22 protein-coding genes are annotated in these 26637 nt (G+C 44.0%); 11 read left to right on the top strand and 11 right to left on the bottom strand.

Annotation, left to right across the window (positions count from 1 at the left end):
- Positions 1-16 precede the first annotated feature (16 nt).
- The 4 genes from VRK_RS00720 to wbaP all read left to right on the top strand — a co-directional run bounded on the left by VRK_RS00720 (position 17) and on the right by wbaP (position 4815).
- Positions 17-1267 (top strand): lipopolysaccharide biosynthesis protein, encoded by a 1251-nt coding sequence (locus VRK_RS00720; RefSeq protein ID WP_197413044.1) that lies wholly within the window; start codon positions 17-19, stop codon positions 1265-1267.
- The gene (locus VRK_RS00725; RefSeq protein ID WP_082671279.1) at positions 1239-2414 is read left to right on the top strand and encodes an O-antigen ligase family protein; all 1176 of its coding nucleotides are present in this window, start codon (positions 1239-1241) and stop codon (positions 2412-2414) included. The genes VRK_RS00720 and VRK_RS00725 overlap by 29 nt, the downstream gene beginning before the upstream one ends.
- Positions 2395-3219, top strand: a complete 825-nt coding sequence (locus VRK_RS00730) for a glycosyltransferase (RefSeq protein WP_059119647.1) — start codon at positions 2395-2397, stop codon at positions 3217-3219. The genes VRK_RS00725 and VRK_RS00730 overlap by 20 nt, the downstream gene beginning before the upstream one ends.
- 150 nt (positions 3220-3369) lie before the next feature.
- Positions 3370-4815, top strand: a complete 1446-nt coding sequence (gene wbaP / locus VRK_RS00735; RefSeq protein WP_059119648.1) for an undecaprenyl-phosphate galactose phosphotransferase WbaP — start codon at positions 3370-3372, stop codon at positions 4813-4815.
- A 50-nt stretch (positions 4816-4865) separates the two neighbouring features.
- On the opposite strand, the gene VRK_RS00740 is transcribed toward wbaP, so the two are convergent.
- On the bottom strand, positions 4866-5453 hold the full coding sequence (locus tag VRK_RS00740; RefSeq protein WP_059119649.1) for a YjaG family protein: 588 nt from the start codon (positions 5451-5453) through the stop codon (positions 4866-4868).
- Positions 5454-5679: 226 nt separating this feature from the next.
- Between VRK_RS00740 and VRK_RS00745 the strand changes: the two genes are divergently transcribed.
- The 4 genes from VRK_RS00745 (at position 5680) to VRK_RS00760 (ending at position 8448) form a co-directional block, all read left to right on the top strand.
- Positions 5680-6597, top strand: coding sequence for a D-2-hydroxyacid dehydrogenase (locus tag VRK_RS00745; protein ID WP_059119650.1), 918 nt, complete (start codon positions 5680-5682; stop codon positions 6595-6597).
- Positions 6597-7187: a uracil-DNA glycosylase family protein gene (locus VRK_RS00750; RefSeq protein ID WP_059119651.1), complete on the top strand. Its 591-nt coding sequence runs from the start codon at positions 6597-6599 to the stop codon at positions 7185-7187. The genes VRK_RS00745 and VRK_RS00750 overlap by 1 nt, the downstream gene beginning before the upstream one ends.
- A 236-nt stretch (positions 7188-7423) precedes the next feature.
- Positions 7424-7696: a nucleoid-associated protein HU-alpha gene (gene hupA, locus VRK_RS00755; protein WP_038178786.1), complete on the top strand. Its 273-nt coding sequence runs from the start codon at positions 7424-7426 to the stop codon at positions 7694-7696.
- Between the two features lie 47 nt (positions 7697-7743).
- Positions 7744-8448: a DUF1481 domain-containing protein gene (locus tag VRK_RS00760; RefSeq protein ID WP_059119652.1), complete on the top strand. Its 705-nt coding sequence runs from the start codon at positions 7744-7746 to the stop codon at positions 8446-8448.
- Positions 8449-8585: 137 nt separating this feature from the next.
- Here the strand turns inward: VRK_RS00760 and VRK_RS00765 are convergent, their stop codons facing one another.
- Positions 8586-10232, bottom strand: a complete 1647-nt coding sequence (locus VRK_RS00765) for an RICIN domain-containing protein (protein ID WP_059119653.1) — start codon at positions 10230-10232, stop codon at positions 8586-8588.
- Positions 10233-10621: 389 nt separating this feature from the next.
- Entirely contained in the window at positions 10622-11965 is a 1344-nt protein-coding gene (locus tag VRK_RS00770) for an aminotransferase-like domain-containing protein (protein ID WP_059119654.1), read from the bottom strand.
- 195 nt (positions 11966-12160) lie between these two features.
- Between VRK_RS00770 and ompR the strand changes: the two genes are divergently transcribed.
- On the top strand, positions 12161-12880 hold the full coding sequence (ompR, locus tag VRK_RS00775) for an osmolarity response regulator transcription factor OmpR (RefSeq protein WP_059119655.1): 720 nt from the start codon (positions 12161-12163) through the stop codon (positions 12878-12880).
- 70 nt (positions 12881-12950) lie between these two features.
- On the top strand, positions 12951-14270 hold the full coding sequence (envZ, locus tag VRK_RS00780) for a two-component system sensor histidine kinase EnvZ (RefSeq protein WP_059122584.1): 1320 nt from the start codon (positions 12951-12953) through the stop codon (positions 14268-14270).
- Between the two features lie 23 nt (positions 14271-14293).
- Here the strand turns inward: envZ and VRK_RS00785 are convergent, their stop codons facing one another.
- The 8 genes from VRK_RS00785 to gmk all read right to left on the bottom strand — a co-directional run bounded on the left by VRK_RS00785 (position 14294) and on the right by gmk (position 24653).
- Entirely contained in the window at positions 14294-15793 is a 1500-nt protein-coding gene (locus VRK_RS00785) for a DHA2 family efflux MFS transporter permease subunit (protein WP_059119656.1), read from the bottom strand.
- 12 nt (positions 15794-15805) lie between these two features.
- Positions 15806-16996 (bottom strand): HlyD family secretion protein, encoded by a 1191-nt coding sequence (locus VRK_RS00790; protein ID WP_059122585.1) that lies wholly within the window; start codon positions 16994-16996, stop codon positions 15806-15808.
- A gap of 21 nt (positions 16997-17017) precedes the next feature.
- Positions 17018-18466: an efflux transporter outer membrane subunit gene (locus VRK_RS00795; RefSeq protein WP_059119657.1), complete on the bottom strand. Its 1449-nt coding sequence runs from the start codon at positions 18464-18466 to the stop codon at positions 17018-17020.
- Positions 18463-18939 (bottom strand): MarR family winged helix-turn-helix transcriptional regulator, encoded by a 477-nt coding sequence (locus VRK_RS00800; protein WP_059119658.1) that lies wholly within the window; start codon positions 18937-18939, stop codon positions 18463-18465. The genes VRK_RS00795 and VRK_RS00800 overlap by 4 nt, the downstream gene beginning before the upstream one ends.
- A gap of 278 nt (positions 18940-19217) precedes the next feature.
- The gene (gene recG / locus VRK_RS00805; protein WP_059122586.1) at positions 19218-21296 is read right to left on the bottom strand and encodes an ATP-dependent DNA helicase RecG; all 2079 of its coding nucleotides are present in this window, start codon (positions 21294-21296) and stop codon (positions 19218-19220) included.
- 197 nt (positions 21297-21493) lie between these two features.
- A complete protein-coding gene (spoT, locus tag VRK_RS00810) occupies positions 21494-23608 on the bottom strand; it encodes a bifunctional GTP diphosphokinase/guanosine-3',5'-bis pyrophosphate 3'-pyrophosphohydrolase (protein WP_059119659.1) in 2115 nt (704 codons plus the stop codon).
- Positions 23609-23642: 34 nt separating this feature from the next.
- Complete coding sequence (rpoZ, locus tag VRK_RS00815) at positions 23643-23915, bottom strand: DNA-directed RNA polymerase subunit omega (RefSeq protein WP_059119660.1); 273 nt, start codon at positions 23913-23915, stop codon at positions 23643-23645.
- A gap of 96 nt (positions 23916-24011) precedes the next feature.
- Complete coding sequence (gene gmk / locus VRK_RS00820) at positions 24012-24653, bottom strand: guanylate kinase (RefSeq protein WP_059122587.1); 642 nt, start codon at positions 24651-24653, stop codon at positions 24012-24014.
- A gap of 436 nt (positions 24654-25089) precedes the next feature.
- Between gmk and VRK_RS00825 the strand changes: the two genes are divergently transcribed.
- Complete coding sequence (locus VRK_RS00825; protein WP_231735720.1) at positions 25090-26373, top strand: dicarboxylate/amino acid:cation symporter; 1284 nt, start codon at positions 25090-25092, stop codon at positions 26371-26373.
- Positions 26374-26637: the final 264 nt, after the last annotated feature.

Genomic DNA, 26637 nt, shown 5'->3' on the forward strand with positions numbered 1-26637 from the left:
TTCAAAAGTGATATCAATGTCAGCAGTACAATTTTTTTTGATACTGCTTCCAATGTCAGTGAATGTATATTTGCTTAAAACGGTTTCTTTTGAATTATACGGTAAGTTTATATTCTTCCTTTCATTGTTTAATTTTCTCTCTATTCTTACCAACTCTGGGTTGGCTAATGATTCTCTTAGGGATTTATCCAGTGCATTTAATCGATATATAGATAAGTTTGAAAGTGAAGAATTCAATAAAAAAATGAGTGAATATATTGGTATTAAATTGTTCTACTTGACTCTCTCATTTTTACTATGTTTTCTTCTTTCTTTCTTTGATGTATTTCATGAGCCTCTATTCTATTGCTTATTCATTTATCTTGTTTATTTTTGTCTGGATTTTTTTATTTTTTACCAAATTATTAATAAGATGATTCATTATGTATTTATTATGATATCTTCTTTCTCAATAAGTATCTTATCGTTATTTTATTTCGTTCATGGTGACAAAGATATATACTATGTTTCTTTTGTTGTGACTCTGCCGTTTATCTGTTTGAACTTTATTTTTTTACTGTATAACCTCTATGTATTAAATTTTCGCATCAATATTAATATGGGATCTTTTGTTCAAAAAGTTAAAAATAATTACAGATTAATGTTTACTAATATAACCAGTGCTTTGGTAACAAAAGGTATTTACTTATTTATCGGGAGTGCGTTAGGTGTCAGAGAAGTTGCAATATATTCTGTATTAGATCAAATATGTAGAGCGCCACTGATATTTATTAATCGACTGAGTACACTCTATACTCCTAAAATTGTTCAAGCGATATCTCAAAATAATAAATTTATGCTACAGGGAATTTTTTCTAAAATATTTTTTAGGATATTGATATTGTCATTATCTGTTTGTGTGTTCTTGGCTTTCTCAAGTAAAATCATCTTGCCATTCTTGATTGATAAGCAATATCTATCTTTTGAACAAGTAATACCATTGTTTTTGTTGATGCTTATTATTATACCATCAATATCTTTGAGTTCTTTATGTGCAATGCAATATTATCTAAATATGAATAATGACTTGATCATATACAGATACTCTATTGTATTATTAATTTTAGGTCTTCCCTTCATTGTTATATGTGCTGCATTATTTAATTTATCTGGCTTGGTTTTATCTTATGTATGTGTTGAGTTATTAGCTTTGTTATATTTCTTATGGTATCTTGATTTTAATCCATTGCAGGTTTGTTATGTCAATTTCGCCAATAAAGGAAAGTAGTTTATTTGTCTCGTTACTACTGTTTTCTATATTCTTTCAGTTTGATTTTTATGAATTACCTAATGGTTCTACTGTAAAATTTTATCATATTTTTATTCCTATCATTTCCATACTCATTTTTATCAGGAGTCGTTTTTTTATATTAAGAAATGATGTTACTATTTTTATATTATTGGCTGTGATGGTTAATACATATAAAATTTATCTATGGGGTGGTAATTTTATTATATTTCAAGCATTATACTGTTTGCTTATTTATTATATAGCATTGGATATTGGGGTCAGAATAGATGCAAAAAAACTTTATATCCTACTGAAGCGAATATTGTTTATTTTTATATTGGCAATAGTGATCAAAGACCTCATTTATATTGATGAACTCTCTCGAGTGTATGCAACGAATCAACAGTCACTGATCGGTGTTTATTTCTTTATTGGTGGTGGACATAATATAGAAGTTACCTATTTATCATTACTTACGATATTTTTTATTTATGAACGCAGAATTTTTTATTTCTCTGTGATGGTTATTTTCATTTTATCTCTGATCTATCTTTCTCGTATTGGAATTATTGAAGTTGCTTTTCTCACATATGCGAGAATTTCATTATTCTTCAGCAGAAAGAAAAAAATTCTAATCTCTGTTTTAATGATATTTTTTGTTATTGCGATCATCTCAATTTTTAATAATGTTACGATTATTCACCGGATGTTACATGCCTTTGACGAATTAGAAGTAACGACTAATGGTCGAGGAATGTTGTGGTTTGCCGCATTTCAATTGTTAAAGACAAACCTAACAGGCTTTGGTATAGGAAATTCCGTCATTTTTGCCAGAGAATTAATTGGAATTAATTTTATTGAAAATAATTTTCATAATATATTGTTACAATATTTTTTAGATATGGGTGTAGTCCCTTTATTATTGTATTTATATCTTTTTTTTAATAGATTATTTAATAATTATATCGTTGAGTTTAGGAAGTTTTTAATTCTGTTCTTTGTTGTTTCTTTATTTCAGTTTACAGGGTATGACATCATATTCTGGTTTTTCTTGGGTATTGGTGATGGCCTCTGTCATCAAAAAAGGTTTCAATATATTGAAACAGTTTTAGGAGAAGGAAAATATGGTTGCAATACCTGTTAGTGTATTAATGTCAACATATAAAGGGAATAAAGCAAAATATCTCGATGAGTCTCTGAAAAGTCTTGCCGAACAGTCCTATATCGCAGATGAAATTATTCTTATTATTGACGGTGAAGTCGATGATGATCAGTTATCAGTTATAGAGAACTTTAAATATAAAGGTAACTTTAAGGTCTATCCTCTACAAGAAAATCATGGTTTGGCCTACTGTATGAATTTAGCAATTCAGTATAGCACTAATGATATCCTAGCTAGGATGGATGCTGATGACTTATCTGATAATCAACGTCTTGAACTTGAATATAAAAAACTAATTTCATTAGAAGATAAAAATCATGTCGTTTGTTCTTGGGCATCTGAATTTTCAGATGAATACTCAGATTTCCATTGTATAAAAAAAACCCCCGAGGATAATAGTCAAATTAAAAAATTGATACCCTATAGGAATGTGATTGTTCATCCTAGTATGATGTTCTATAAGAAAATAATTAATATTCATGGTGGGTATGATGAAAATGTCGGGTTATTAGAAGATTATGAACTTCATTTGAGATTAATTAAGGCAGGGGTTAAATACTATTGTATCCAACAACCATTGCTCCAATTCAGAACATCTCACGAACAGTATGATCGTCGAGGTGGATTTAAATATCTTATCAATGAATATAAATTTAGGATGTTCTGTTATAAGAATAGATATATAAAATTGCACCAATTTATTATACCTTGTATTTTATATTCCTTTCTTCGCTTATCTCCTGTTGTATTAAGAAAATCTATGTATAAGTTAGTGAGAGAAGGTTAATGATAATTCTGTATTTAAGTCGGCTGTGTTAGAAAATTTCGTTATTTGTCTTCAAGGTGAGAATAGAGATGAAAAAATGAACATGAAATTTGATCTTACTATGTTTTGTTTCTATATAGATATATATAAATTATATGACTAGGTATAATTATGACCCAAGTAACATACGGAAATAGTGATAGAATAGACAGGGTAGTCCATTATTCACCAATTATGAATAAGATGGCCCTTATTTTTTTTGATTGCCTGTCTTTTATGCTTTCTATCCTTATTTCACTTGTCCATGTGAATGGATATGAGTCTTTTACTTTATATGAAGATATAAAGGGTCAAGTATTGACACTCATCGTTTCCGGGATCGCTTCTATCGTATGGTTATGGGGAAGTAAGCGCCATTATAGTTATCGCAAGCCTTTTTGGGATGAGTTGAAAGATATATTGTTCATCTTATTATTTATGGCACTGGTGTCGATTTCTGTTCATGCCGCATTTGAATATAATTATTCTACTGATATTTGGTGGTTAACATGGACTGCTGTTATGGTCCTGCTTCCGTTACTCCGTAGCTTCGCAAAAGCGTTGTTGAATAAGTTAGACTTTTGGAAAGTTCCCTGTGTGATCATTGGTGAAGTTGAAGATGCAGAGAGTGTCTATTGTGCTCTCCAAAGTGAGCCCTCAACTGGTTTTGATGTGCTTGCGATTGTTGTCCCGACTGAAGGACATACAAATTCTCAATTTGATATTCCTTGTATTACTCGTACAGAGTTCTTTAATCGGGTTGATGAATTTCACAAAGTGTTTATTGCGCTGCAAAAGGAAGAAGCAGAATTACGTGAATTCTGGATCAGAGAGTCGATGAAAAGGCAACTCTTAGACATCTCCATCGTACCTGCCCTACGTGGTATTCCGCTTTATGGTACGGATATATCTCATTTTTTTAGTCATGAAGTGATGATGTTGCGATTGAAAAACAATCTGCCCCGTAAGTCTTCACGCTTGATTAAACGCTTATTCGATATTGTTGGTTCTGTAACATTACTGGTATTACTTGCGCCATTTTTCTTATTTATCGCTTGGCGAGTCTCGCGTGACGGTGGTTCCGTGACTTATGGGCATGAGCGTATCGGTCTCGACGGGAAAAAGTTCAACTGTCTGAAATTCCGCTCAATGGTGATGAATTCCCAAGAGTTATTGGATGAGCTCTTAGCAACGGATCCTGATGCTAAAGATGAATGGGAGCAATGGTTTAAATTGAAAAACGATCCGCGGATTACTTCGATTGGCCGCTTCTTGCGTGAAACAAGTCTGGATGAACTCCCACAGCTGTGGAATGTGCTAAAAGGTGAAATGAGTCTGGTCGGCCCAAGACCGGTTGTCGATGAAGAATTGGAACGTTATGGGGATGATGTGGACTACTACCTGTGCGCGAAGCCGGGTATTTCAGGGCTTTGGCAAGTCAGCGGCCGTAGTGACATTGATTATAGCACCCGTGTTTATCTGGATTGTTGGTATGTTAAAAACTGGTCGCTTTGGAATGATATCGTGATCTTATTTAAGACCGTGAATGTCGTTCTTCGGCGTGATGGTGCCTATTAACGAATCGCAGACAAATATATCTCAAATGATCAAAATATGGGGATGGGGCGCTACAGACTCACCCCAATATTTGATACCTGCTCTTCTCTCAGTTCATCTCTGAGGGATTTAATCCGCTCAATATCCCGCTCTTCGGCTTCTTTCAGTGCTCTGAAAATGGCCCACTGCACATCCCACTCTGCACAAACCGCTTCATTTTGTTTTTGATTCTCATTGGTGACGGCAGAATCCGTTTGCGCTTCTTCCAGCTGTACGACTGTATTGACAGAAATGGTACTAACCTGTTGGAGCGCTTCTGTAAGCTGTTCTCTATCTAACAGACCATGCAGGAGTGTTGCCAGTGCCTCACAGGCATCGATTGCCGGATAAATTGCATAAATATCGAATGATTCCTGAGATGGAATCAGTTCTTCCAGTTTCTCGAGTTGACGCTCGAAGTCTATCTTGGCACTTTTGACTGTGAGCAACTCCCATACCGTATCTAATATCTGTCGATATGTCGTATGAGAAGCAAACGCGGTATGTTCGCAAAACATTGCATAGTTGGGGTACATTCGTTCACACAGGCAAGTCATAAAAGTGATTTGTTGCCAAGGGATAAGCTTCTGAAGACGTAGCTGAACTGGGTTTTGTAGCATGTTGACGGGTGCTCCGAAATAAGACTTCGGCAGTGTACTTGATAATGCATGTGCAGGCTAGCCTGAGCCTGACATACTTTATAACTCTCCTTTCATGGACATACATGATATTTGACCGTGGCGACTCGTTTGAGTCCGGTTTCCGGAATCAAGAAATTTGTGAGAGTCGGCTGGTTCGATCATGTATGATGAATCACTCTGAAATCATCACAAGGTAGACGAGCGCATGGTACATTCTCTTTATCTGCTCACCGGACAGGATGAGACATACCGGACTCTGATTGAAGGGTACCAAATACCAGAGCTACGGTTCACACAACAGCGACAGGAAGCGACAATTGTTCTGGCTGCCCCACCGCTGGCGGCCAAAGTAATTGATGACTTTCCTGCGCTGCGCTGGTTACAGTCAACATTTGCGGGTGTTGATTCGCTTATTCAATCCAGCGGACGGCAGGACTACCAACTGACGAATGTGAAAGGGATTTTTGGTCAGGCAATTACTGAATATGTACTTGGTTATATGATCGCACACTATCGACATTTTAACCGCTATCGGCAGCAGCAACAGCAGCAGTCTTGGCTGCCGCATCCGTATGAACGGTTGACCGGAAAGACGATGGTGATTCTCGGCACCGGTAATATTGCGACCTTTCTTGCTTTGGCCGCCCGTCATATGGGGCTGATTGTGATTGGGGTTAATCGAACCGGTAAGCAACCCGAACCGTGTCCGTTTGATGATGTATATGCGATACGTGATATTGAAAAAGCGTTAGCAATGGCTGATGTCGTGGTCAACACTTTACCGAATACTCCGGCGACTGAATCATTGCTCGATCTTGATATGCTGAACAACTGTCGTCAGGCGTTATTATTCAATGTCGGGCGTGGTCTTACACTGAAAGAGGCAGATTTAATTGCAGCGATAGAAGCCGGTTCGATACAACATGCATTTCTGGATGTTTTTGTCACGGAACCGCTTCCGTCGTCCCATCCATTTTGGTTACACCCACAAATCACCTTGACACCTCATATTGCGGCAATCAGTTTCCCTGAACAGATTGTCGATATTTTTATCGATAATTTGCGACTATGGATACAAGGCAAACCATTAAATTATGTCATTAATTTTAATAAAGGTTACTGATGAGTAAAGGTGACGGACTAGATATCTTGTTACGGCAAATCAGTCAGTGTCGACTTTGTGAACCGGATTTACCTCTGGGAGCGAATCCTGTGATTCGTGCACATCGCGATGCTCGGATTCTCATTGTCGGACAAGCGCCCGGCATTCGGGTTCATCAGACGTCTATTCCGTGGAATGATCCAAGCGGAGACAGACTCAGAACTTGGCTGAATATTGATCGGGATACTTTTTATGATGAGCGGCAAATCGCCATTATGCCGATGGGGCTGTGCTATCCGGGTAAGGGGCGTTCCGGTGATTTACCACCACGAAAGGAATGTGCGCCACAGTGGCATCAGCGTGTTTTGGATCAGTTACCCAACATTGCGCTGACATTATGCATTGGTCAGTATGCCCAGAACTATTATTTGCCGAATAAACCTAAAACACTGACTGATACGGTACGAAACTGGTCTCATTGGCTCCCTGACGCTGTGCCGTTACCACATCCTTCGCCAAGGAACACATTGTGGTTGAAAAAAAATCCATGGTTTGAAAGTGATGTCATCCCTTTTGTAAGGGAACAAGTTCATAAGTTGCTGGTAAAGTGAGCAAATCTTCCGACTGAAATATCAGGTAAACAGTTGTCAGACCTGATTTGTCGGGATTGTTATGCAGATTTCAGCAACAAAATATCATCGCCAAACCATGAAAATTGTGAGTTGTTACTCAGTTTGTAGCTAAATTTTCATCAAATAAGCAAAAGAACATCGACAAACCTTTGCCAGACGGGGGCTTTATGCTTTAGAGTTGATGAGGTTTGATAACATATTAGAAGGGAAACCGAATGAACAAGACCCAATTAATCGACTTTATTGCAGAAAAAGCAGATCTCTCTAAGGCGCAAGCAAAGTCTGCTCTAGAAGCGACTCTAGGTGCAGTTGAAGAGGCACTCAAATCAGGTGACCAAGTTCAACTAATTGGTTTTGGTACATTTAAAGTCAATCATCGTGCTGCACGTACTGGACGTAATCCAAAAACTGGTGCTGAAATCCAAATCGCTGCGGCAAACGTTCCTGCATTCGTTGCTGGAAAAGCACTGAAAGAATCAGTAAATTAATTTATACTCTACGCCAAGGCAGTTTTGTGTTCTTGGCGTAGTTTTTTATGAAAAAGTTTTTTATTTCCTGTCTCCTTTCCGGGTTAATGCTCGGCTGTTCTTCCTCTCAGCAATCGACATCTGTGCCATTGGAAACGTATTCCGGTGGTGAGCGTATGGGCGATGCGACGAGCCTGTATTGGTACACCGAAGAATCTAACCACCCTTATGCCGCCGATGACTACATTCAGTCCCGTCGTGATGGTTGGTATCAAACCAGCTACCGTTGGGAACATAGTGTTTTAAAAGAACTGGTTCGTGAAGGTGAACAAGTATCCGGTACCGCAGGGAAACAAGAGATGGTGCCTTTTCGGGTACATGTCCGTTTTGATAAAAACGGTGATGCGGTTTATCAGCAGTATCGGGTCAATCATAAAATTTTCCCGTTAACTGCAGAAACACTAGAACATTATAAATCTCAAGCTGAGGCGATTGTTGATACGGTCAAAAAACAGGACAAACAAGGTCAGATGCTTATTCAGGGAGTTTGGGATGGTGAGACGTTTGAGACTTGTAGCGGGCAGGAATACGAAAAAGTCGAGTTTAATAAAACGCTCCCCAGCTTCGTGATTCAACGGCTTTCCAGTCTGGATAACTATATGGCTTTTCTGGGGAATATCAGAAATGATCGGGTCTATATTCAAGAATTACTCATGCTTGCTGACGATGGACATGAGTGTATTTCCCGCCCGAACCTGATTGAAAAACCTTAGCTGTTTGGCTATTCGTTTCGGAACAGTTGAATCCTGTACGCCAGTCAGTTGAAGTTCTCTATCTTTGTCTTCTCATTCACGTCGTCAAGCAGGCCGATTTATTCCGCCTGCTTGACCTACGATACGCGCTTACTTACTTAATTGATGTTGCCTTGTGGGCCGAAGTTGAAGCTACGGACCGTTGCTGTACTCACTGGTTTTGTTGCCTGAAGGCCTGCACTCCAGCCGCCATTTGAGTTCACGGCATTCATCACATTATCGTTGACGGCAAAGTTGTGTTGTCCGTTTTCATCGTAATTTTCAACACAAGCGCGACCGAGCACATTGAAACAGATCGAATTAGCCTGCCCAAGCGTTGAGCTGAGCGGTGCGAAGAGTGTACCTGATTTCACTGAACTAATCGGAGCAAAGTTATTGCCGCGCGTGTAGTAGTTTCCTTCCATCACCATATAGGCATCAACGCCCTGTAGTCCGCCACCATAGTTGCCATCAAAATAATTATTCACCATATGCACAATCCCACCGTCCACTTTTGGTGCTCTTCCGGATGAATTTCGGATGCGGTTGTTTGCCATGGTAATACTTTGGTTTTCAGCAATAAGCAGCATGGTCCAGTAATGCTTGGCGTTACAGTAGTGTCCATAATCGGTTGTGCCGTCGAAGTAATTATTTGAGACAGTCATCTGTTTGGCGGTTCCCCATCCGGTCACCAACATCTGACGTCCGATACGAGCAATATAGTTATGGTCGATCCAGATACGACTGGCGTTATCGACCGTGATCGCATCACCGCCCCAGACAAGCCCATCATTGATATCCGTGAGCGACAAGTTACGGATGATAATGTTAGAGACGCCATCCCGGAGATAAAACCCTTTGCCTTTAATCCCGGAGCGGGCACCGATCCCGATAATCGTTTTGTTTGAACCGACGCGCATTGGTTCTGGTCCGGCAGCATCGTAGGTAATGTTATAGGTACTACGACCATCACAGTAGCCTAAACGGTCAAGAATTTTTTCTTGCTTACCGTTATAACGACAGTTGTTATCAGAATAGGTACAGCCTGCTGACGTCGTTCTGTTTCCCCGGAAATCAATGATGCCATTGACTCGGATGATTCTGGGGGTGTTGCCACGAATTGCATTTTCAAGCTGACTTGGTGTTGAGACCGTCACTACCTGACCACCGGCACCGCCAGTTGTGCCAGAGGCGAAACCAAATGGTGTATTGGTGGTATTGGTTGAGCCGGAAGACGATGAGGATGAAGGAAATGTCCAGCGCTGATTATCAGCCCCGGTCCATGTGTATTGGACGACTCGCGAACCATTCGCTTTTCGTGCGCCATAGACGTCGACGGCCAGCCCGCTATATTTCGAAATAATTGCATACTGGCCGTTGCCTTGGGCGCTGATATTCCAAGTCTGATTCTCGACACCGTTACAGTCCCACTGCTGTAAGTTGGTTCCGGGTTCAACTGACTTGTTGGTGACATCAATACACTGACCACTACCCATGTTTTTAATGGTGGCCCAGTTTGATGCATCAAGGCTGACTTGCCATTTTTGGTAGTCAGACCCACTACAGTTCTGAATCTGTAACTGAGTACCGGAGCTGTTCGATGAGCCACTGACACCCAAACATAAGCCGGAATTCACATCAGTGATCGGTGAAATGGTGCCGTCAGGGACAGTTGCTGCGATTGCTGATTGAGGTAACCCGAGAGGCAATACAGTTGTAAAAAATAGTCCTACAAGGTGAGAACCTATGGTTTTAGTATGTCGCATCGTTCTGAAATCCTTCTCTGTTTATATCGATTGAGCCTAAAAAATAATCAACATTGTGGGCAAAAAGTAGGCATGAATGTTTATAAAACGGACGAATGATTCAAGGTGTGAATTAACATAGAAAATAATGACTTTATGTTTTATAGAATTATTTTTATAAGATGATGTTTTGTTTTTTTTAAAACAAGTTTGAATTATTGACTGAGAAATTGACCAGAAAGGTTGGTTATATGATAGCTAACTTATCGTTGTGTAGTCTTTTCGATAATCGAGTGATGTACTATTCACTAAATATTCCGATGATGTCAGAACATTGGCATCATAGAGACAGGTACTTTTCCTGAATTGAGGAGCAATTAATGATGGGCCATGACACGGACTCATTCTCGTCAAACCTGAAAGGGGAGTGAGCTTGTCGTACTCGTATCCATTAAGGCTTTTAACTGGTGTAATCCCTCCCGGAAACGTGCTTCAGAGTGAATCGACATCAGCGACAAACGAATATGATCGGTTGACTGCCGGACAGCAAAATAGCAGCCACTACTGACGAGGAGATGTCGCTTTGCCGCTTCTAAGACAAAGCGCTCTGGTTGCCAGTGCTGTGGCAGCTTCAGCCAGATATGGTAGCCATGCTGGTGGGGGACGTCTGGGCCGAGGATTTCCTGAACGATCTGCTGACGTTGTTGGGCGAGTTGCTGCTGTCGTTGAGCCAGCTCAAAAGCCATACCGGATGACACTAACTCGACGGCTATTTGATAATTGAATGGCGAAGAAAGCCAAATATTCGCGCGGATATGGGCATTGATGGTGCTGACTTGCGCGTCGGGTGCTTTGATAAACCCGCATCGTAAAGCCGGACTGATTGCTTTTGATAAACTGGTGACGTGGAACCCTTGCTCCGGAAGCCAGTTACAGATTGCTGGAATGGGCTCCGGATTGAGAAATCCATAGATATCATCTTCAATGAGCCAAGCATGTGAATTGCGAATCAGTCGGGCAATGATCTCTCGTCGTGGCGCAGGCATATTGACCCCGGTGGGGTTCTGATGTGAAGGCACCACGATAACCACTTTCGGCTTTGCGGTTTGCAGCACTTGTTGCAAACTATCGGGCGTGATGCCGTGAGCATCCATCTCGATCCCGATCACTTCACGTCTCATGAGACTGGCGATGGCTAGAATCCCCGGATAAGTCAGAGACTCAACCGCGATGGTATCTCCCGGTTTAGTCAAAGCTTCGATCAACAAGGCCAGTGCATTCTGAGCTCCATCGGTTAAAAGCGTATTCTCTAGGGTGCCACCGATGAGGCCGTAGCAGGCAGCCCATTCCACACCGACTTGTCGATGCTGCCGGTGGCCCGAATGTTCGGCATAGCCGATTAATTGAGGTGTGATTCGGGTCGCTGCCTTTTGAAAGGCATCTTGCAGTGCAATGATGTTATGGCTCAGACAGGGCTGGAGAATCGAAAAGTTAAATTCAGTTTCATCTTCCGAGGCATGGATCACCTGAGACAAATTTGATTCACCGCAGACAAAAGTGCCCCGACCAACAAAAGATTCGACCCGATTTTGTTCGGCCAATAGCTTATAAGCCTTCGCCACCGTCACCGGTGTTGTATTCAGCTCGTTGGCCAGTACCCTGTGAGGGGGGAGCTTCGAGTTGGGTGGATAATAGCCTGCGGTGATTCTGGAGATAATCGTCTGGGCTATCTGTTTAAACTTGGCCTCACTCACAACGTACCTATTTCTTGTGCTTAATTTCTGTGGCTTAGTGTACTGGACTCTTCGGGGGATGGAAATATGATGCGTGTCGGTTGTGTGGTTTGCGAGTTGATAAGACATAAACGTTAACAATTCTTTTCGATCTTCGCTGAGAAATGGTGATACATTAAAATCAGAGAATTCGTATCAGATGAACTGAGGTGATGCGTGCAGGAAAGTGAAAAGATATTAGTGGTCGATGATGATGCCCGGCTCCGTTCATTGCTGGAGCGTTATCTTTCAGATCAAGGCTACCATGTCCGGAGTGTTGCCAATAGTGAGCAAATGGATCGTTTGTTGGCTCGTGAGAATTTTCATCTTATGGTTCTGGATCTGATGTTGCCCGGAGAAGATGGTTTATCCATCTGCCACCGCTTACGCCAGTCAAATAATCAACTACCGATTTTGATGTTGACGGCCAAAGGGGATGAAGAGGATCGGATCACCGGGCTTGAACAAGGCGCTGATGATTATCTGCCCAAGCCTTTCAATCCCCGGGAATTACTGGCTCGGATCAAAGCTGTTTTACGCCGTCAGGTCAATGAACTGCCCGGCGCACCGAGTGCCGAAGAAACCATGATTGAATTCGGTGAATTCCGGCTCAATCTCGGGACCCGGGAGATGTTTCGGGGGGATGAGGTGATGCCTCTGACTTCCGGTGAATTTGCGGTCCTGAAAGTCTTGGTATCCAATCCGCGTGAACCGATGTCACGAGATAAACTGATGAATATGGCAAGAGGACGGGAATATTCCGCGATGGAACGTTCTATCGATGTGCAAATTTCTCGTTTGCGTCGCATGTTGGAAGTGGATCCGGCGAAACCCCGCTATATTCAGACCGTTTGGGGATTAGGGTATGTTTTTGTGCCGGATGGTCAGCTCAATTAATCCACTCAACGCGATTGTTTCCATTGGGGAGTCATTGATTTAGGCTGCCCCATGATTCAGGAGTCCCATGATACGTGCCCGCAGCGCTTTTAGCCAAACCATTTTACTCTTCCTCGTCTTGTTGGTAGCCAACCAGCTTTACTCTTATTACGCTGTTTTTCACTACGCGTTACTGCCGAGCTTGCAGCAGTTTAACAAGATTTTAAGTCATGAAATTCATTTAATGTTGGATGACACGATGGATGAGCATCATGATATTCCGTTGAATGCACTCATGCGGCGACAGGTGCTGGAGAAGTTGGGGGTGACGATTCATCCGCTACATAGTCAGGCAGGCGATGCTTATCAGCAAGCTACGTCAATTGATCTGATGAGTGAACAAATGAGCAAGGAGCTAGATTCTCCGACCGATGTTCGGATGAGTCTCGGGAAAAAGAGTTACGTGCTGTGGATGAAAATCGATGCCTTACCGGATGTACTGCTTCGGATACCGCTTTCGGAATTACAGGAAGAAGATTTCTTACCGCTGTTTTGGAACAGCCTCATGATGGCTTGTTTTATTCTATTTGGTGGCTGGCTATTTATCCGCTGGCAAAACCGCCCGTTGATTCGGCTGGAAAAAGCCGCAAAAGCTGTGGGGAAAGGGGAGATTCCGCCACCGCTCGAGGCTAAAGGTTCCTCTGAAATTCGTTCGGTGACTTATGCTTTCAATCAGATGGCGAAAGGGATTCAGGCACTGGGAGAAGACCGGGCACTGCTTATGGCCGGGATTAGTCATGATTTACGCACACCTCTGACGCGTATTCGCTTGGCGACAGAGATGATGTCTGCCGATGATCGCTATCTGGCGGAAGGGATTATCAGTGATACAGAAGAGTGTAATGAAATTATTAGTCAGTTCATGGACTACCTCAAGCCAGTTAATGCCCAGACTTTCCAGCCCGTCAATATTAACGATTTAATTCTGGAAGTTGCCCGCTCCGGAGAGCGAACGGTTGCCGTTGAAACGGAATTAGCCAAGGCGTTGAAACCTGCATTCGGTCATGCAATTGCGATTAAGCGAGCACTAACTAACTTGATTGTCAATGCCAGTCGTTATGGGCACGGTTGGATCAAAGTGAGCTCCGGCATGACGGCTGACAACCGGTTAGTGTGGATCTGCGTGGAAGATAATGGTCCCGGCATCATGGAAGAGCAAATGGGCAAAGTGTTTGAACCTTTCACTCGGGGTGATTCTGCGCGAGGCAGTGAAGGATCCGGACTGGGACTTGCGATCGTCAAACGAATTGTCAGCCAACATCAAGGGCGTGTTTCCATGAATAACCGCTCAGATGGTGGTCTCAAGGTTCAGATCTGCTTCCCGGCGAGCGGGAAGCAGAAACAAGCCTGACAATCGTGGCCGCTTATGATTCGTTATGCCGTTTTAACTGCTTTACGGGTAAAGAATATGAGTGGCACCAATACAGCAAATAGAATCGTCAGGATGGAAAAGAGATCGATTGTGGACATCATAAATGACTGAGACGTGATGATACCATTCCATTGCGTAAGGAAACTCAACGTATCCCCATGATGCAAAGATGGTGCAATTTGCGGGTTATAAGGTGAGATTTGCTCAGTCATGATTGCATGATGCACACCGGCATTTCTCGACCAAATCCAACTAGTGAGTGATGATGCGAAACTGGCACCGATCGTACGGATAAATGTGGAGAGTGACGTTGCGTCCGCAATTTCCGGACCATGGAGATCGGAGAGCAAAATCGTTGTCATTGGCATAAAAAACAGTGCAATACCGATGCCCATGAATAGCTGGACAGATGCAATGGTGGCAAAGTCCACATCGCTATTAAATCGGGCACGCGCATAGCAACTCAGGCCAATCACGACAAATGATAACGACGCAAGTTTGCGCATATCGAGGTGACTGCCGAAGCGGCCTAAAATTGGTGTCATAAAGAGTGGTATAATCCCCATCGGTGCCGCAGCCAGCCCAGCCCAGAGTGCGGTGTAGTCCATTTGACTTTGTAACCACTGTGGCAAGATCAGATTGATACTGAAAAAGCCGGCAAAACCCAAGGTTAGGATGATCGTACCGATACAGAAATTGCGATTGGCAAATAGGCGCAGATTAATGATCGGATTCTCATCGGTTAATTCCCAAATCACCATAAAAACCAGCATGATGACTGAGAAAATGACCCCGCCGACAATCCAGCTATTGGCGAACCAATCCAACTCATTCCCTTTATCGAGCACAATTTGTAGGGCACCAACCCCTAAAGCCATGGTAACTAAACCGACGATATCTAGTTTGGTTTTCATGGGTTGATGAGGGCGGTCTTTCAATTGACTGAGGATGACAATGACCGAGAATATCCCCACGGGAATATTAATGAAGAAAATCCAAGGCCAGCTATAGTCATAGGTGAGCCAGCCACCGAGAATCGGCCCGACAATCGGACCAACCACAGCAACCATCCCGATGAGTGCCAGTGCCATGCTGCGCTTTTCTTTCGGGAATACCGACATCAGTAAGACCTGACTCATCGGAAACAATGGGGCAGCGGCAAGTCCTTGTAGGGTTCGAAACACAACCAGCTCTCCCATCGTCTGAGAGATACCACAAAGAAATGATGTCGCACTGAAAGCAATGAGTGCACCGACATAAAGATGAACTTCACCGATACGACGGCTCAACCAGGCAGTAATCGGCAAACCAATCGCATTACTGACCGTGAATGATGTGATGACCCATGTTCCCTGATTGAGGCTGACACCCATATTCCCGGCAATGGTTGGCAGTGATACGTTAGCAATAGTCGTATCCAGCACCTGCATGAAGACACCCAGCGCGATTGCGAATACACACAGTGCCATATTGGCGGGCTGAAATTCCTGCGATTGACTCATCTCGTCACCTGCTTACTGATTCGCTATGTATTGTTCGGTTGCAATATCATTTTCGGTAATGATCTGGCCGATCAACTGATCGACACCGTCAAGCATTTTGTTATAGACGTTGGTCTGATAACGCGGTGTTTCAGGCGTACTCTGTGATAGTAACTGCCCACTTGTATCTGAAATATCCACATCAACCTTCATCGATAAACCAATTCGGAGCGGGTGTTTTTGCACATCTTCTTTATCTAACTGGATACGCACGGGGAGGCGTTGTACGACTTTGATCCAGTTACCGGTTGCATTTTGGGCCGGCAGAATAGAAAAAGCACTACCTGTCCCGATGCCCAGACTTTCAATAGTGCCGTGAAATACCACATCATCACCGTACAAATCGGACGTCAGGATAACCGGCTGTCCGATACGCATATCTGTTAACTGAGTTTCTTTGAAATTGGCATCAACCCAGACACTCTCTAAAGGAACGACAGCCATCAGAATGGAGCTTTGACTGACCCGTTGCCCAACCTGTACATTGCGTCGGGCAATGTAGCCCGATACAGGGGCAACTAACTGAGTTCGTTGTTTCTCCAGATAGGTTTGTTTGATTTTCGCAATTGCGGTCTTGACTAAAGGATGTGTCTCGACGGTGGTATTGTGGATCATCGCTTGCTGAGATTTGAGTTGCTGTTCTGCAACTGCCAATGCTTTCTCCGCCGAGTTCATCATATCTTGCGCATGACTGAGTTCTTCCTGAGACAGGCCGCCGGCTGCTACCATATTTTTACGTCGGTCAAAGTCAGTTTTTGCCTTATTCAGGGCAATTTTTCTTTCTTCTACAACGGCTTTGGCTTGTTGAACATTATTGAATAAACCACGCACCTTGCGAACGGTCTGAGCAAGATTTGCCGTTGCATTCTCGAATGCTAACTTAGCATCGGCGTCATCGAGATGGACTAAAACCTGACCCTGTTTGACATAGTCGCCATCTTCAGCTGCTATTTGAGTGACAGTGCCGCTAATTTCCGGTGTGATTTGTACCAAGTTACCTTTCACATAAGCATCTTCGGTATCCTGATGACCAATCACATAGTGAGTGTAATAAAATCCCACCCCAATGGCCGCAATCAGAATGACAACCAGCAAAGTCGCTAAGCTTTTTTTGCGTTGCCCTTTGCGAGGTGAATCAACCATTTCATTTGTATGATCTTGCATATTCATAAACCTTCATCATGATTAGTTTGCTGTGGTCGTGAGATGATCGTTTGGAGACGAATCATGGAAGCCGCCTCCCAATGAACGTATTAAGTGAACTTGTTGTTCTTGTTGCTGGTTTTTCAACTGTGTGAATGATGATTCTGCTTGAATCAGTTGCTGTTCAGCCAGGAGGACTTCAAGATGACTGCCCATTCCTGCTTCATAACGTTTTTCTGTAATATGATAGCTTTTGTCTGCCAGACGCATACTTTGCTGAGCATCTTTGATCTGTAACGCAATTGATTTGATGATCAGAACGTTATCGCTCACTTCACCCAGAGCCTTAATCAATGTGTCATTGTAGTGTGCGACGGCACGATCATAGCCTGCTGTCTTCTCAATCAGATTAGCTTTTAAATCTCTGGTAAATAGGGGCAGGGAAATCGCAGGTCCGACTCGCCATGAACGACTGACATCCTCAAATACGGCATCCCCGAGCATGGCTTTGAAGCCAGCCCAGAAGCTTAAATTCACATTCGGATAGAAACGTGTTCTTGCCGCATCGATTTCTTTGCTCATTGCTTCAATACGCCACTTGGCGGCGACAATATCGGGGCGATGAGACAACAGGCTGGCCGGGAGATTTTGCGGGAGTGATAGTGCCGTTTCCATCTGTATGGAAGGGCGTTGGATCGTGGTCGCAATATCCGGTCCTTGGCCGACCAATGTTGCCAGTGCATTTTTCAATTGGCTAATCGTCAGAGAACGTTTTTTCAGGATTTGTTTTGCCGCTGCTGTGCTGCTTTGAGCGGTGTATAAACGATCTTCTGAGGTTAACCCATTCTTCAGCAGACGCTGAGTGATATCCACAATGCGTTGGGTTCGCTGAAGATCTTGCTGGGCTAAATCTTGCAGCGCGTAAGCGTTGGACAACTGAATATAGGTCTGAACAATCGCAGTGGAGAGTGTAATTTTCGCTGCTTGATGATCGATTTCGGCTGCAAGCTGATTATTGACAGTTGCTTCCCAGACATCACGGTTGCCGCCCCACAGATCGAATGCATAGTTTCCCGTCAGGCCCAAAGTGTAAAGTGTGCCGTAACGATTGCCTTGCAGTGTGGAATCTTCAGAACGGGAAAGTCTGGAGCGGGTGGCACCGGCGGTTGCAGACAGTGTCGGATCAAATTGTGCGTTGGCTGCCATGACCATTGCCGATGCATTGACCAGATTCGCATCCGCCAGCTGCATCGTCGGACTATGGTTTAAGGCTGTCTGGATCAGATGCTCCAACTGAGTATCCCCTAATGATTGCCACCATGTTTGAGCGGGCCAATTGGCCGGTGACAGTTTGGGATGATTCAACTGGTGACTGTGGGCTAACACTGATTGATCCGCGAGGTGATTTTTCGGCTGAATGTTATTCGGCGCAGCACAACCACACAAGATCAAGGTGATGGCAATGGACAAGCACTTCAGTAAATTTTTCATGCTTCTCCCTCGATAAGCTTATCTTTACAATTGTCTGGCATACCTGACAGGACAATTTTTTTCAGACAGTGGTGCAGTTGGGCAAGCTCTTCTTGAGTGAGCGCTTGGGTGAGTTCATCAAGAGAATTCATTGCCAGTGGCGTGGCGCGTTCGACAACTTCAACACCTTTGGGCGTCAAGGCCACGCGTATCGAGCGCCGATCATTCGGATCCGGCAGACGCTGAATGAGTTCTTTTTTCTCCAAACGATCAAGTGTCCGGGTAATTGCACTGTTATCGACATTTAAAGATTTGCCGATGAGCGAAGGGCGGTCACAGTCAAAATGGTAGATTTTAAACAGCACCTTACATTGGGTTGATGTGATGTCTTCCGGCATTAAATGAGCATCAAGAATTCGATCTTTAATTTGCCCGGCCTTCGTTAATAGAAAGCCGAGGTTCTCAAATATATATTCTGGTTTTTTCTCTAGCATGACGCCCACTACCTCAATATCTACCAAATGTTAACCCATACACCCCATGTCATATGGGATTGATGATCATATCGCTCACTGACATATAATTTGTTTGTCGTATCATTTATTGTCGCGGCATTAATTGACTATGCATCTATTATTGAGTACGTCATGGCAGGAGTCAACCCTAATGTAACGTTGCCCGTCATTCCGGGTGATGACATGATTGATGTTGAATGAATTATTTTTAAAATGAATGGGATAGCGAATATTGAACCATGTCGGTTCAACACTCATTAGGCTTTTGCATAAACATCCCGTTCACCCAGCCAGCGATCAATGATAGCTGTCGCATTGTCTGGGTAACGTTCGTGAATATGTCTTGCGATACGTTGTACTTCCGGAATGAGTTGTTGGTCCCGCACCAAATCTGCAATCTTAAAATCAGCGAGTCCGGTCTGTTTGGTACCGAGCAGCTCGCCAGGGCCACGGATTTCCAGATCGCGCTGAGCAATAATAAAACCATCGTTACTCTCGCGCATGACACCTAAGCGCTTCTGAGCTGTTTTCGACAGCGGGGGGTGATAGAGAAGTACGCAGTGACTTGCGACAGAGCCACGCCCGACACGGCCTCTCAACTGGTGGAGTTGAGCTAGCCCGAGTCGTTCCGGATTTTCGATGATCATCAGGCTTGCGTTGGGCACATCAACCCCAACCTCGATCACGGTTGTTGCAACGAGTAGGTGGATCTGATTTGCTTTAAAATCTTGCATGACTTGTTGTTTCTCTGCCGATTTCATCCGTCCGTGTACCAGACCGATCCGAACGCCGGGCAACTGTTGCTGAAGTAACTGACTAACTTCTTCAGCAGCCTGAGCTTCAAGAATCTCAGATTCATCGATGAGGGTACAAACCCAGTAAGTTTGTTTGCCTTCAGTCAGGCAAGCGTGACGCACCCGTTCAATGACATCATCTCGCTTGGTATCCGGGATAGCTACAGTTTGAATCGGCGTTCGGCCCGGTGGTAGCTCATCGATGATGGATGTTTCCAGATCGGCATAGGCTGTCATTGCCAGTGTACGTGGAATCGGGGTCGCAGTCATAATCAGCTGGTGAGGGAAACACCCATTTTTTACGCCTTTTTCCCGCAGTTCCAGACGTTGATGAACACCAAAGCGGTGCTGTTCGTCAATAATGATCAACGCAAGATGATGAAACGTGACCTGTTCCTGAAACAGGGCATGGGTACCGACGATCATGTGAATGGCACCGGATGCAATATCAGCTAATGCTTGCTCTTTTGCTTTGCCTTTCAGTTTTCCCGCCAGCCAGCCCACACGCAGGCCCATACTGGCGAACCAGTTGTTGAAATTGAGTGTATGTTGTTCCGCCAGCAGCTCCGTGGGTGCCATGAGTGCAACCTGATAGCCATGTTCAATGGCTCGGAGCGCGGCCATGGCCGCGACCAGTGTTTTTCCTGACCCGACATCACCTTGAACTAAGCGCATCATCGGATGTTTCTTTTCCAGATCCGATTCGATTTCGCGAACTACACGCTCTTGTGCACCCGTCGGCCGGAAAGGAAGTTGAGACAGGAACTGTTGCTTGTATTGATCGGCATGAGGCAGCGGTAGTGCCAAGTCTTGTTGACCACGGTGTCGTACTGCCAGCATGGATAGGTTTTGCGCAAGTAGTTCTTCCATAATCAGGCGCAGTTGTGCCGGATGACTCCCCTGATCAAATAACTCAAGCTCTATATCTGCCGCAGGCCGATGAATTGTGTGTAGAGCTTGCGATAAAGAAATTTGGTGATGGTACAGTCCTTCAGGTAAGAGTTCTTGTATGGCGGCTTTATCAAGGAGCGCCAGAGCCTGATCGGTTAATTGTCGGAGTGTGAGCTGCCTGAGACCATCAGTTGTCGGGTAAACCGGTGTCAGGCTGGCTTCCGTGTCGATCGGTTGCTGTGGCGTGTAAAACTTATATTCCGGATGAATAATTTCAAGACCGATACTACCGCGTTTAATTTCTCCGTATGCATGAACAAATTTACCCTCGGAAAAGTTATTTTTCATCGCTGCGGTGAAATTGAAGAAGCGGAGTGTCAGTGAACCGTGCCCGTCGCTAATTTTCACGGTCAGCATTTTCTTGCGTCCGAAAACGGTACTCGTTTGCATGACCTCGCCCTGAGTCGCGCACCACAATCCGGGATGAAGTTGAGCGATAGGGTAAACCCGGGTTCTGTCTTCATAGCGGAGGGGGAGATGAAACAGCAGATCTTGTACGGTATTCAAACCGATCCGGCTGAGTTTTTCAGCGACTTTGGCCCCGACGCCTGACAGTGATGTTAACGGAATAGCTGAAAGCAATTGCGACATGATCGGTTGTTTATAATGCATTGAGTTAGCAAATATTCAACCATTGAACTGTTTTTTTGTACAGGTTTTTTATGCTTTTATTTTAAGATAAGTCGCATTGTGGTGAGCTCATCAATTGGATTGGTCGTTGATGAGCAAAGCAGAAAGAACAAAAACCAGTATCAGTGTCGATATCTGGTCATGCTTTGGCGAATTGATTAGCTACGTTTGCGCCGGACTTTCAGTGCATGGGGCATGACGCGGATTTTACGCATGATTCCCGCAAGATGAACCCGATCTTTGGTTGTCAGTAGTACCGTGATGGTGTACAGACGTCCGTCTCTTTCTTCGGTTGAGATACCGTGAATATTGGAGCCCGTATGGGAAATGACATTTGTCAGCTCTGCCAGCGCACCCTGATGATTCTGCATGTCGATTTTCAATTCGGTAATGAATTCCTGATCATAGTCATTTGACCACTCGACAGCCATATACCTTTCAGGTTCACGTTGGTAACCCCGGACATTGGCACAGGTTTCACGATGAACAACAAGACCTTTTCCCGGAGAAATATGCGCCACAATATGATCATCTGGAATCGGGTGACAGCAGTTAGCAAAATTCAGCAAAATGCCGTCAGCACCGCGGATCGGCAGTTTTCGTTTTGCCCTGTTGCTCTCATTTGTCGTCATGCCATCAGTATTGCCTAATAAGCGCCGGGCAATCACGATACTCATCAGTTCCCCTAAACCAATCGCTGCCAGCATATCGTCCAGTTGTTCCATTTTCAGTTCGGTAAGAACTTTCTGGATACTTTCCGGATCAATGCTGGTGATGGTTTGTTCACCCAAAGCGTGATTGAGTAGGCGTCGTCCCAGAGTCACCGACTCTTCTCTGCGCATGGTTTTGAGTACCTGACGAATCTTTGTCCGTGCTCGGGAGGTCACCACATAATTGAGCCATGCCGCGTTTGGACGAGCCCCCGGTGCACTGATGATTTCTACGGTTTGTCCGTTCTTTAACGATTTACTCAGCGGATATGGATTCCGGTCTACCCGGGCTCCGACACAGGTATTGCCGACATCGGTGTGTACCGCATAGGCAAAATCAACTGCAGTCGCGTCCGCCGGGAGTTCGACAATCCGTCCTTTCGGGGTGAATACGTAAATCTCATCTGGGAATAAATCAGATTTGACGTTTTCAATGAATTCAAATGAATTACCGGCACTTTGCTGAAGTTCCAGCAAACTTTGCATCCAGCGTTGCGCTTTGACTTGCGCGGTGGTTCCGGTCCGTTCCCCATTGCCTTTGTAAGACCAGTGCGCTGCCACACCTTTGTCGGCCATTTGATCCATGTCGTCCGTTCGGATCTGAACTTCCACCGGGACACCATGTGGGCCGACCATTGAGGTATGAATCGACTGATAGCCGTTGGCTTTCGGCACGGCGATATAATCTTTGATACGTCCCGGACGAGGTTTGTACAGGCTATGGACCTGACCAAGTACCCGATAACAAGTGTCCGCAGTATCGACGATAATCCGGAAGGCATAAATATCCATAATACTATGAAAGCGCTGCTCTTTTGTTTTCATCTTGTTGTAGATAGAAAACAGATTTTTCTCGCGTCCGACGACTTTGGCTGTCAGCCCGACTTCTTTCAGGCGGCCTTCTATCTCGGTATGGATACGCTGGATCATCTCTTTACGATTGCCCCGTGCTGATTTGACAACATTTTTCAGCACGCGGAAGCGATTGGGATAAAGGGCTTCAAAGCCAAGCTCTTCCAACTCAACTTTAATATTGTGTATCCCGAGGCGGTGAGCCAGTGGCGCATAGATTTCCAGCGTTTCTCTGGCGATTCGGCGTTTCTTGTCTGGGCGCAACGCACCGAGGGTCCGCATATTATGGGTTCGGTCAGACAGTTTAATCAGAATGACTCGGATATCCTGAACCATGGCCAGCACCATTTTGCGGAAATTTTCCGCTTGTGCTTCTTTGCGATCACGAAATTTTAGTTTGTCGAGCTTTGAAACCCCGTCAACAAGTTCGGCAACAGCGGTACCGAATTTTGTCTCCAGTTCTTCTTTCGTGACTTCTGTATCTTCGATGACATCGTGGAGGAGCGCAGCTTGCAGTGTTTCTAAATCCAAACGCATTTCTGCCAGAATTCGGGCAACTGCGACCGGATGGATAATATAAGGTTCTCCGCTGGAACGTGTCTGACCCTCGTGAGCATCTCTCGCGACGACATAAGAGTGACGTAGAGCCTCAATTTGAGGCTCTGTCAGATATTCCTGGGCAACGGCTTTGAGGCTATCGAATAGATACAAATTTTAGGCCCGTATGTTGTGTTACCTGCAAAAATTAACGGTTATGAGCGATACTGCTCACTGCTGCCAATTCTGCAGCTTCTTGTTCTTGTTGCTCTTGACGCTCACGAGCATCAAGCACGTCTTTTGTAATCAGACCATCTTCGATTTCGCGTAGTGCGATAACGGTCGTTTTATCGTTTTCTTCTGGCACCAATGGATCTTTTCCACCTGTTTGCATTTGACGAGCGCGGCGGGCCGCAATAAGAACCAAATCGAAACGGTTACCAACTTTTTCAACTGCGTCTTGAACAGTTACGCGTGCCATGAGAACTCCAACTTGTTAATAAAAATCTATAAATGACCAGAAATTATACAACCGAACCGAATGAATTGTAAACTTCATGAGGTATCTCGCCGGGTTTTATTGTCCAGTGGTTGTTCCTGTGGACAACAATTCCGATAGCATACTGCTATATTTAGCAGCTTGCTTGTCTTGCTTCAATCTTTCTGCTCGAATGATTGCTTTAAAATCCATCAATGCAGCATCAAATTCGTCATTGATGATGAGATAGTCATATTCGGAATAGTGAGAGGTTTCTGATTGAGCTTCACTCATTCTTTTCTCAATCACTTCCTGATTGTCTTGCCCACGGGCGTTCAGGCGTCGTTCCAGCTCTTCTTTTGAGGGCGGAAGAATAAAGATACTTCGGGCTTCCGGCATTTTTTGCCGAATTTGCCGTGCACCTTGCCAGTCAATATCAAGGAAAATATCGATCCCTTTCTTTAAGGTGTTTTCGATCCAGACTTGAGAGGTGCCGTAGTAGTTACCGAAGACTTCGGCATATTCGAGAAATTCACCTTTGGCAATCAGTGCTTCAAAATGGGCTTTATCGACAAAATGATAATGAATGCCATCCTGCTCACCCGGTCTGGGCTGGCGGGTTGTGTGCGATACGGAAACTTTCATGGCATAGGTCGGATTTTTTTCCAATAAGGCAGCGATCAGGCTTGATTTTCCTGCACCACTAGGGGCTGAGACGATGTAAAGCGTACCTTGACCCATCATGTCTATTTCACTCTCACTATCAGTTAAAACGTGATCACCAAGCAGAATGCTCAGGATCTTTTGAACCCATGTGACTCATTTTAAACCGATCATAAGGAGAATACCGAGATTTATTTTGAGTAGAAACATGGGCAGAAAAATGGAGGCGAAGGGTATCACAAACCGTTCTTATCGCTCAAGTCTGGCTGGTAGCGTTTGGTTGATTATTCTGAATACATGAGTTGGGTGAAGCAGAATAATGTGTAAAATCCCCCTTTCCATCACAGTCTATCGTAGTTTGCTATTGATTAATGTGATAATGTCGCGCGAGTTTGTGTAGCACAAACTATACAATAAACAAGGTCTATCGTTCTATTTTGAATAGACAGATAAAAAGAGCAGTCATAGACGATAATACGGGCGATGTCATCTATAGAAAACAATGAGGAACATCATGAAAAAAATGAAGTTGACCACCAAAATCTTCATTGGTCTTGCTGCCGGGGTCGCAGTCGGATTGCTTCTGCAAGGGGCACCGGATATTGCGAATACTTATATTAAACCCATCGGAACGTTATTCATCAACTTGATCAAAATGCTAATCGTCCCTTTAGTATTTTCATCGTTAATTGTTGGTGCCGCCAGTATTGGCGATATTAAAACACTCGGAAGAATCGGAGGAAAAACACTTAGTTACTACCTGTTAACAACCGCTTTTGCTGTGACAATCGGTCTATTTTTGGCAACAATCTTTACACCGGGGGCAGGATTGACCATTCCGGTGAGTGATACGAGTAAAGCCGTAGAAAGTGTCAGTCTGGTGGATACATTTTTAAATATTATCCCGAAGAACCCACTAAAAGGACTTGTTGAAGGCAATATGCTCCAGATTATTGCTTTCGCTTTATTTCTTGGTATGGGAGCGACTTCTCTTCCGGAAAATAAAGCACAGCCATTTATTTCGTTTTTCGAAAGCGTGGCTGAAATTATGTATAAAATTACCGGCTTTATTATGTCATTAGCACCTTATGGTGTGTTTGGCCTGATTGTCCCTGTTGTCGCCTCAAATGGCGCTGCTGTCCTGATTCCTTTGATTAAGGTGATTGCTGCGGTATATGTCGGTTGTATTATACAGATGGCGCTTGTCTATGCACTGACCGTCAAGGGATTTGCGGGTATTTCGCCATTACGGTTTATGAAAGGCATTCTACCTGCGGCTGCCACGGCATTCAGTACGTCTAGCAGCTCCGGCACTTTGCCTGTCAGTATCCGGACGATTAAGGAAAACTTCGGTGTATCGGACAAGATAGCGAGTTTTGTTCTGCCATTAGGGGCGACTATCAATATGGGAGGAACATCCCTCTACCAAGGGGTTTGTGCGCTCTTTATTGCTCAGGTTTATGGCATCGATTTAACCTTCGCACAAATGGGAACCATCATTCTGACGGCAACGTTAGGAGCGATTGGGACTGCTGGTGTTCCCGGTGGTGGCTTAATTATGCTGTCCATTGTTTTAACGTCAGTGGGACTGCCGTTAGAAGGTTTAACACTGATTGCGGGAATCGATCGCATACTGGATATGGCAAGAACATCGATTAACGTGATTGGCGATCTGGCTGCATCGATTGTGGTTGGCGCTTCAGAAAAAGAAATTCAGTATCCTCAAGGACAAGAGCAAACATCTAAACAAGGAAGAGAACAAGAACGGGAAGTGGAATCAGCAACTTCACTTTCATAATCATCTTATCTCTGTCCCCTGCATAGACCTACCTGCGCAGGGGCTGATTGCTACAGTCAAGACATCGCCCGTCTTTTGTCTGCTTTTAGCGAAAAATATTCCGGCTTGTCCGTTAGGATGAGCCGGAATATTCTCTCACTAACCTCTTATGCTTTTCTTTCTTTTTTACTTTATTTATCCATCTTGCACTCATGGGTCGTTGCTGTATAATCCGCCCTCTTTTTGCGCAAGATTGGCTCAAAAAGAGTATTGAACCGAGGCAAA

Source organism: Vibrio sp. MEBiC08052, assembly GCF_001506075.1.
Lineage (GTDB): Bacteria > Pseudomonadota > Gammaproteobacteria > Enterobacterales > Vibrionaceae > Vibrio.

Coding starts and splice junctions, on each gene's coding strand:
- VRK_RS00785 (WP_059119656.1), bottom strand. CDS start 15,793: ATGAGTCAATCGCAGGAATTTCAGCCCGCCAATATGGCACTGTGTGTA.
- VRK_RS00790 (WP_059122585.1), bottom strand. CDS start 16,996: ATGCAAGATCATACAAATGAAATGGTTGATTCACCTCGCAAAGGGCAA.
- wbaP (WP_059119648.1), top strand. CDS start 3,370: ATGACCCAAGTAACATACGGAAATAGTGATAGAATAGACAGGGTAGTC.
- VRK_RS00720 (WP_197413044.1), top strand. CDS start 17: ATGTCAGCAGTACAATTTTTTTTGATACTGCTTCCAATGTCAGTGAAT.
- VRK_RS00730 (WP_059119647.1), top strand. CDS start 2,395: ATGGTTGCAATACCTGTTAGTGTATTAATGTCAACATATAAAGGGAAT.
- hupA (WP_038178786.1), top strand. CDS start 7,424: ATGAACAAGACCCAATTAATCGACTTTATTGCAGAAAAAGCAGATCTC.
- VRK_RS00800 (WP_059119658.1), bottom strand. CDS start 18,939: ATGCTAGAGAAAAAACCAGAATATATATTTGAGAACCTCGGCTTTCTA.
- VRK_RS00745 (WP_059119650.1), top strand. CDS start 5,680: ATGGTACATTCTCTTTATCTGCTCACCGGACAGGATGAGACATACCGG.
- VRK_RS00795 (WP_059119657.1), bottom strand. CDS start 18,466: ATGAAAAATTTACTGAAGTGCTTGTCCATTGCCATCACCTTGATCTTG.
- recG (WP_059122586.1), bottom strand. CDS start 21,296: ATGTCGCAATTGCTTTCAGCTATTCCGTTAACATCACTGTCAGGCGTC.
- gmk (WP_059122587.1), bottom strand. CDS start 24,653: ATGGGTCAAGGTACGCTTTACATCGTCTCAGCCCCTAGTGGTGCAGGA.
- VRK_RS00725 (WP_082671279.1), top strand. CDS start 1,239: ATGTCAATTTCGCCAATAAAGGAAAGTAGTTTATTTGTCTCGTTACTA.
- VRK_RS00825 (WP_231735720.1), top strand. CDS start 25,090: ATGAAAAAAATGAAGTTGACCACCAAAATCTTCATTGGTCTTGCTGCC.
- VRK_RS00750 (WP_059119651.1), top strand. CDS start 6,597: ATGAGTAAAGGTGACGGACTAGATATCTTGTTACGGCAAATCAGTCAG.
- VRK_RS00740 (WP_059119649.1), bottom strand. CDS start 5,453: ATGCTACAAAACCCAGTTCAGCTACGTCTTCAGAAGCTTATCCCTTGG.
- rpoZ (WP_059119660.1), bottom strand. CDS start 23,915: ATGGCACGCGTAACTGTTCAAGACGCAGTTGAAAAAGTTGGTAACCGT.
- VRK_RS00765 (WP_059119653.1), bottom strand. CDS start 10,232: ATGCGACATACTAAAACCATAGGTTCTCACCTTGTAGGACTATTTTTT.
- VRK_RS00760 (WP_059119652.1), top strand. CDS start 7,744: ATGAAAAAGTTTTTTATTTCCTGTCTCCTTTCCGGGTTAATGCTCGGC.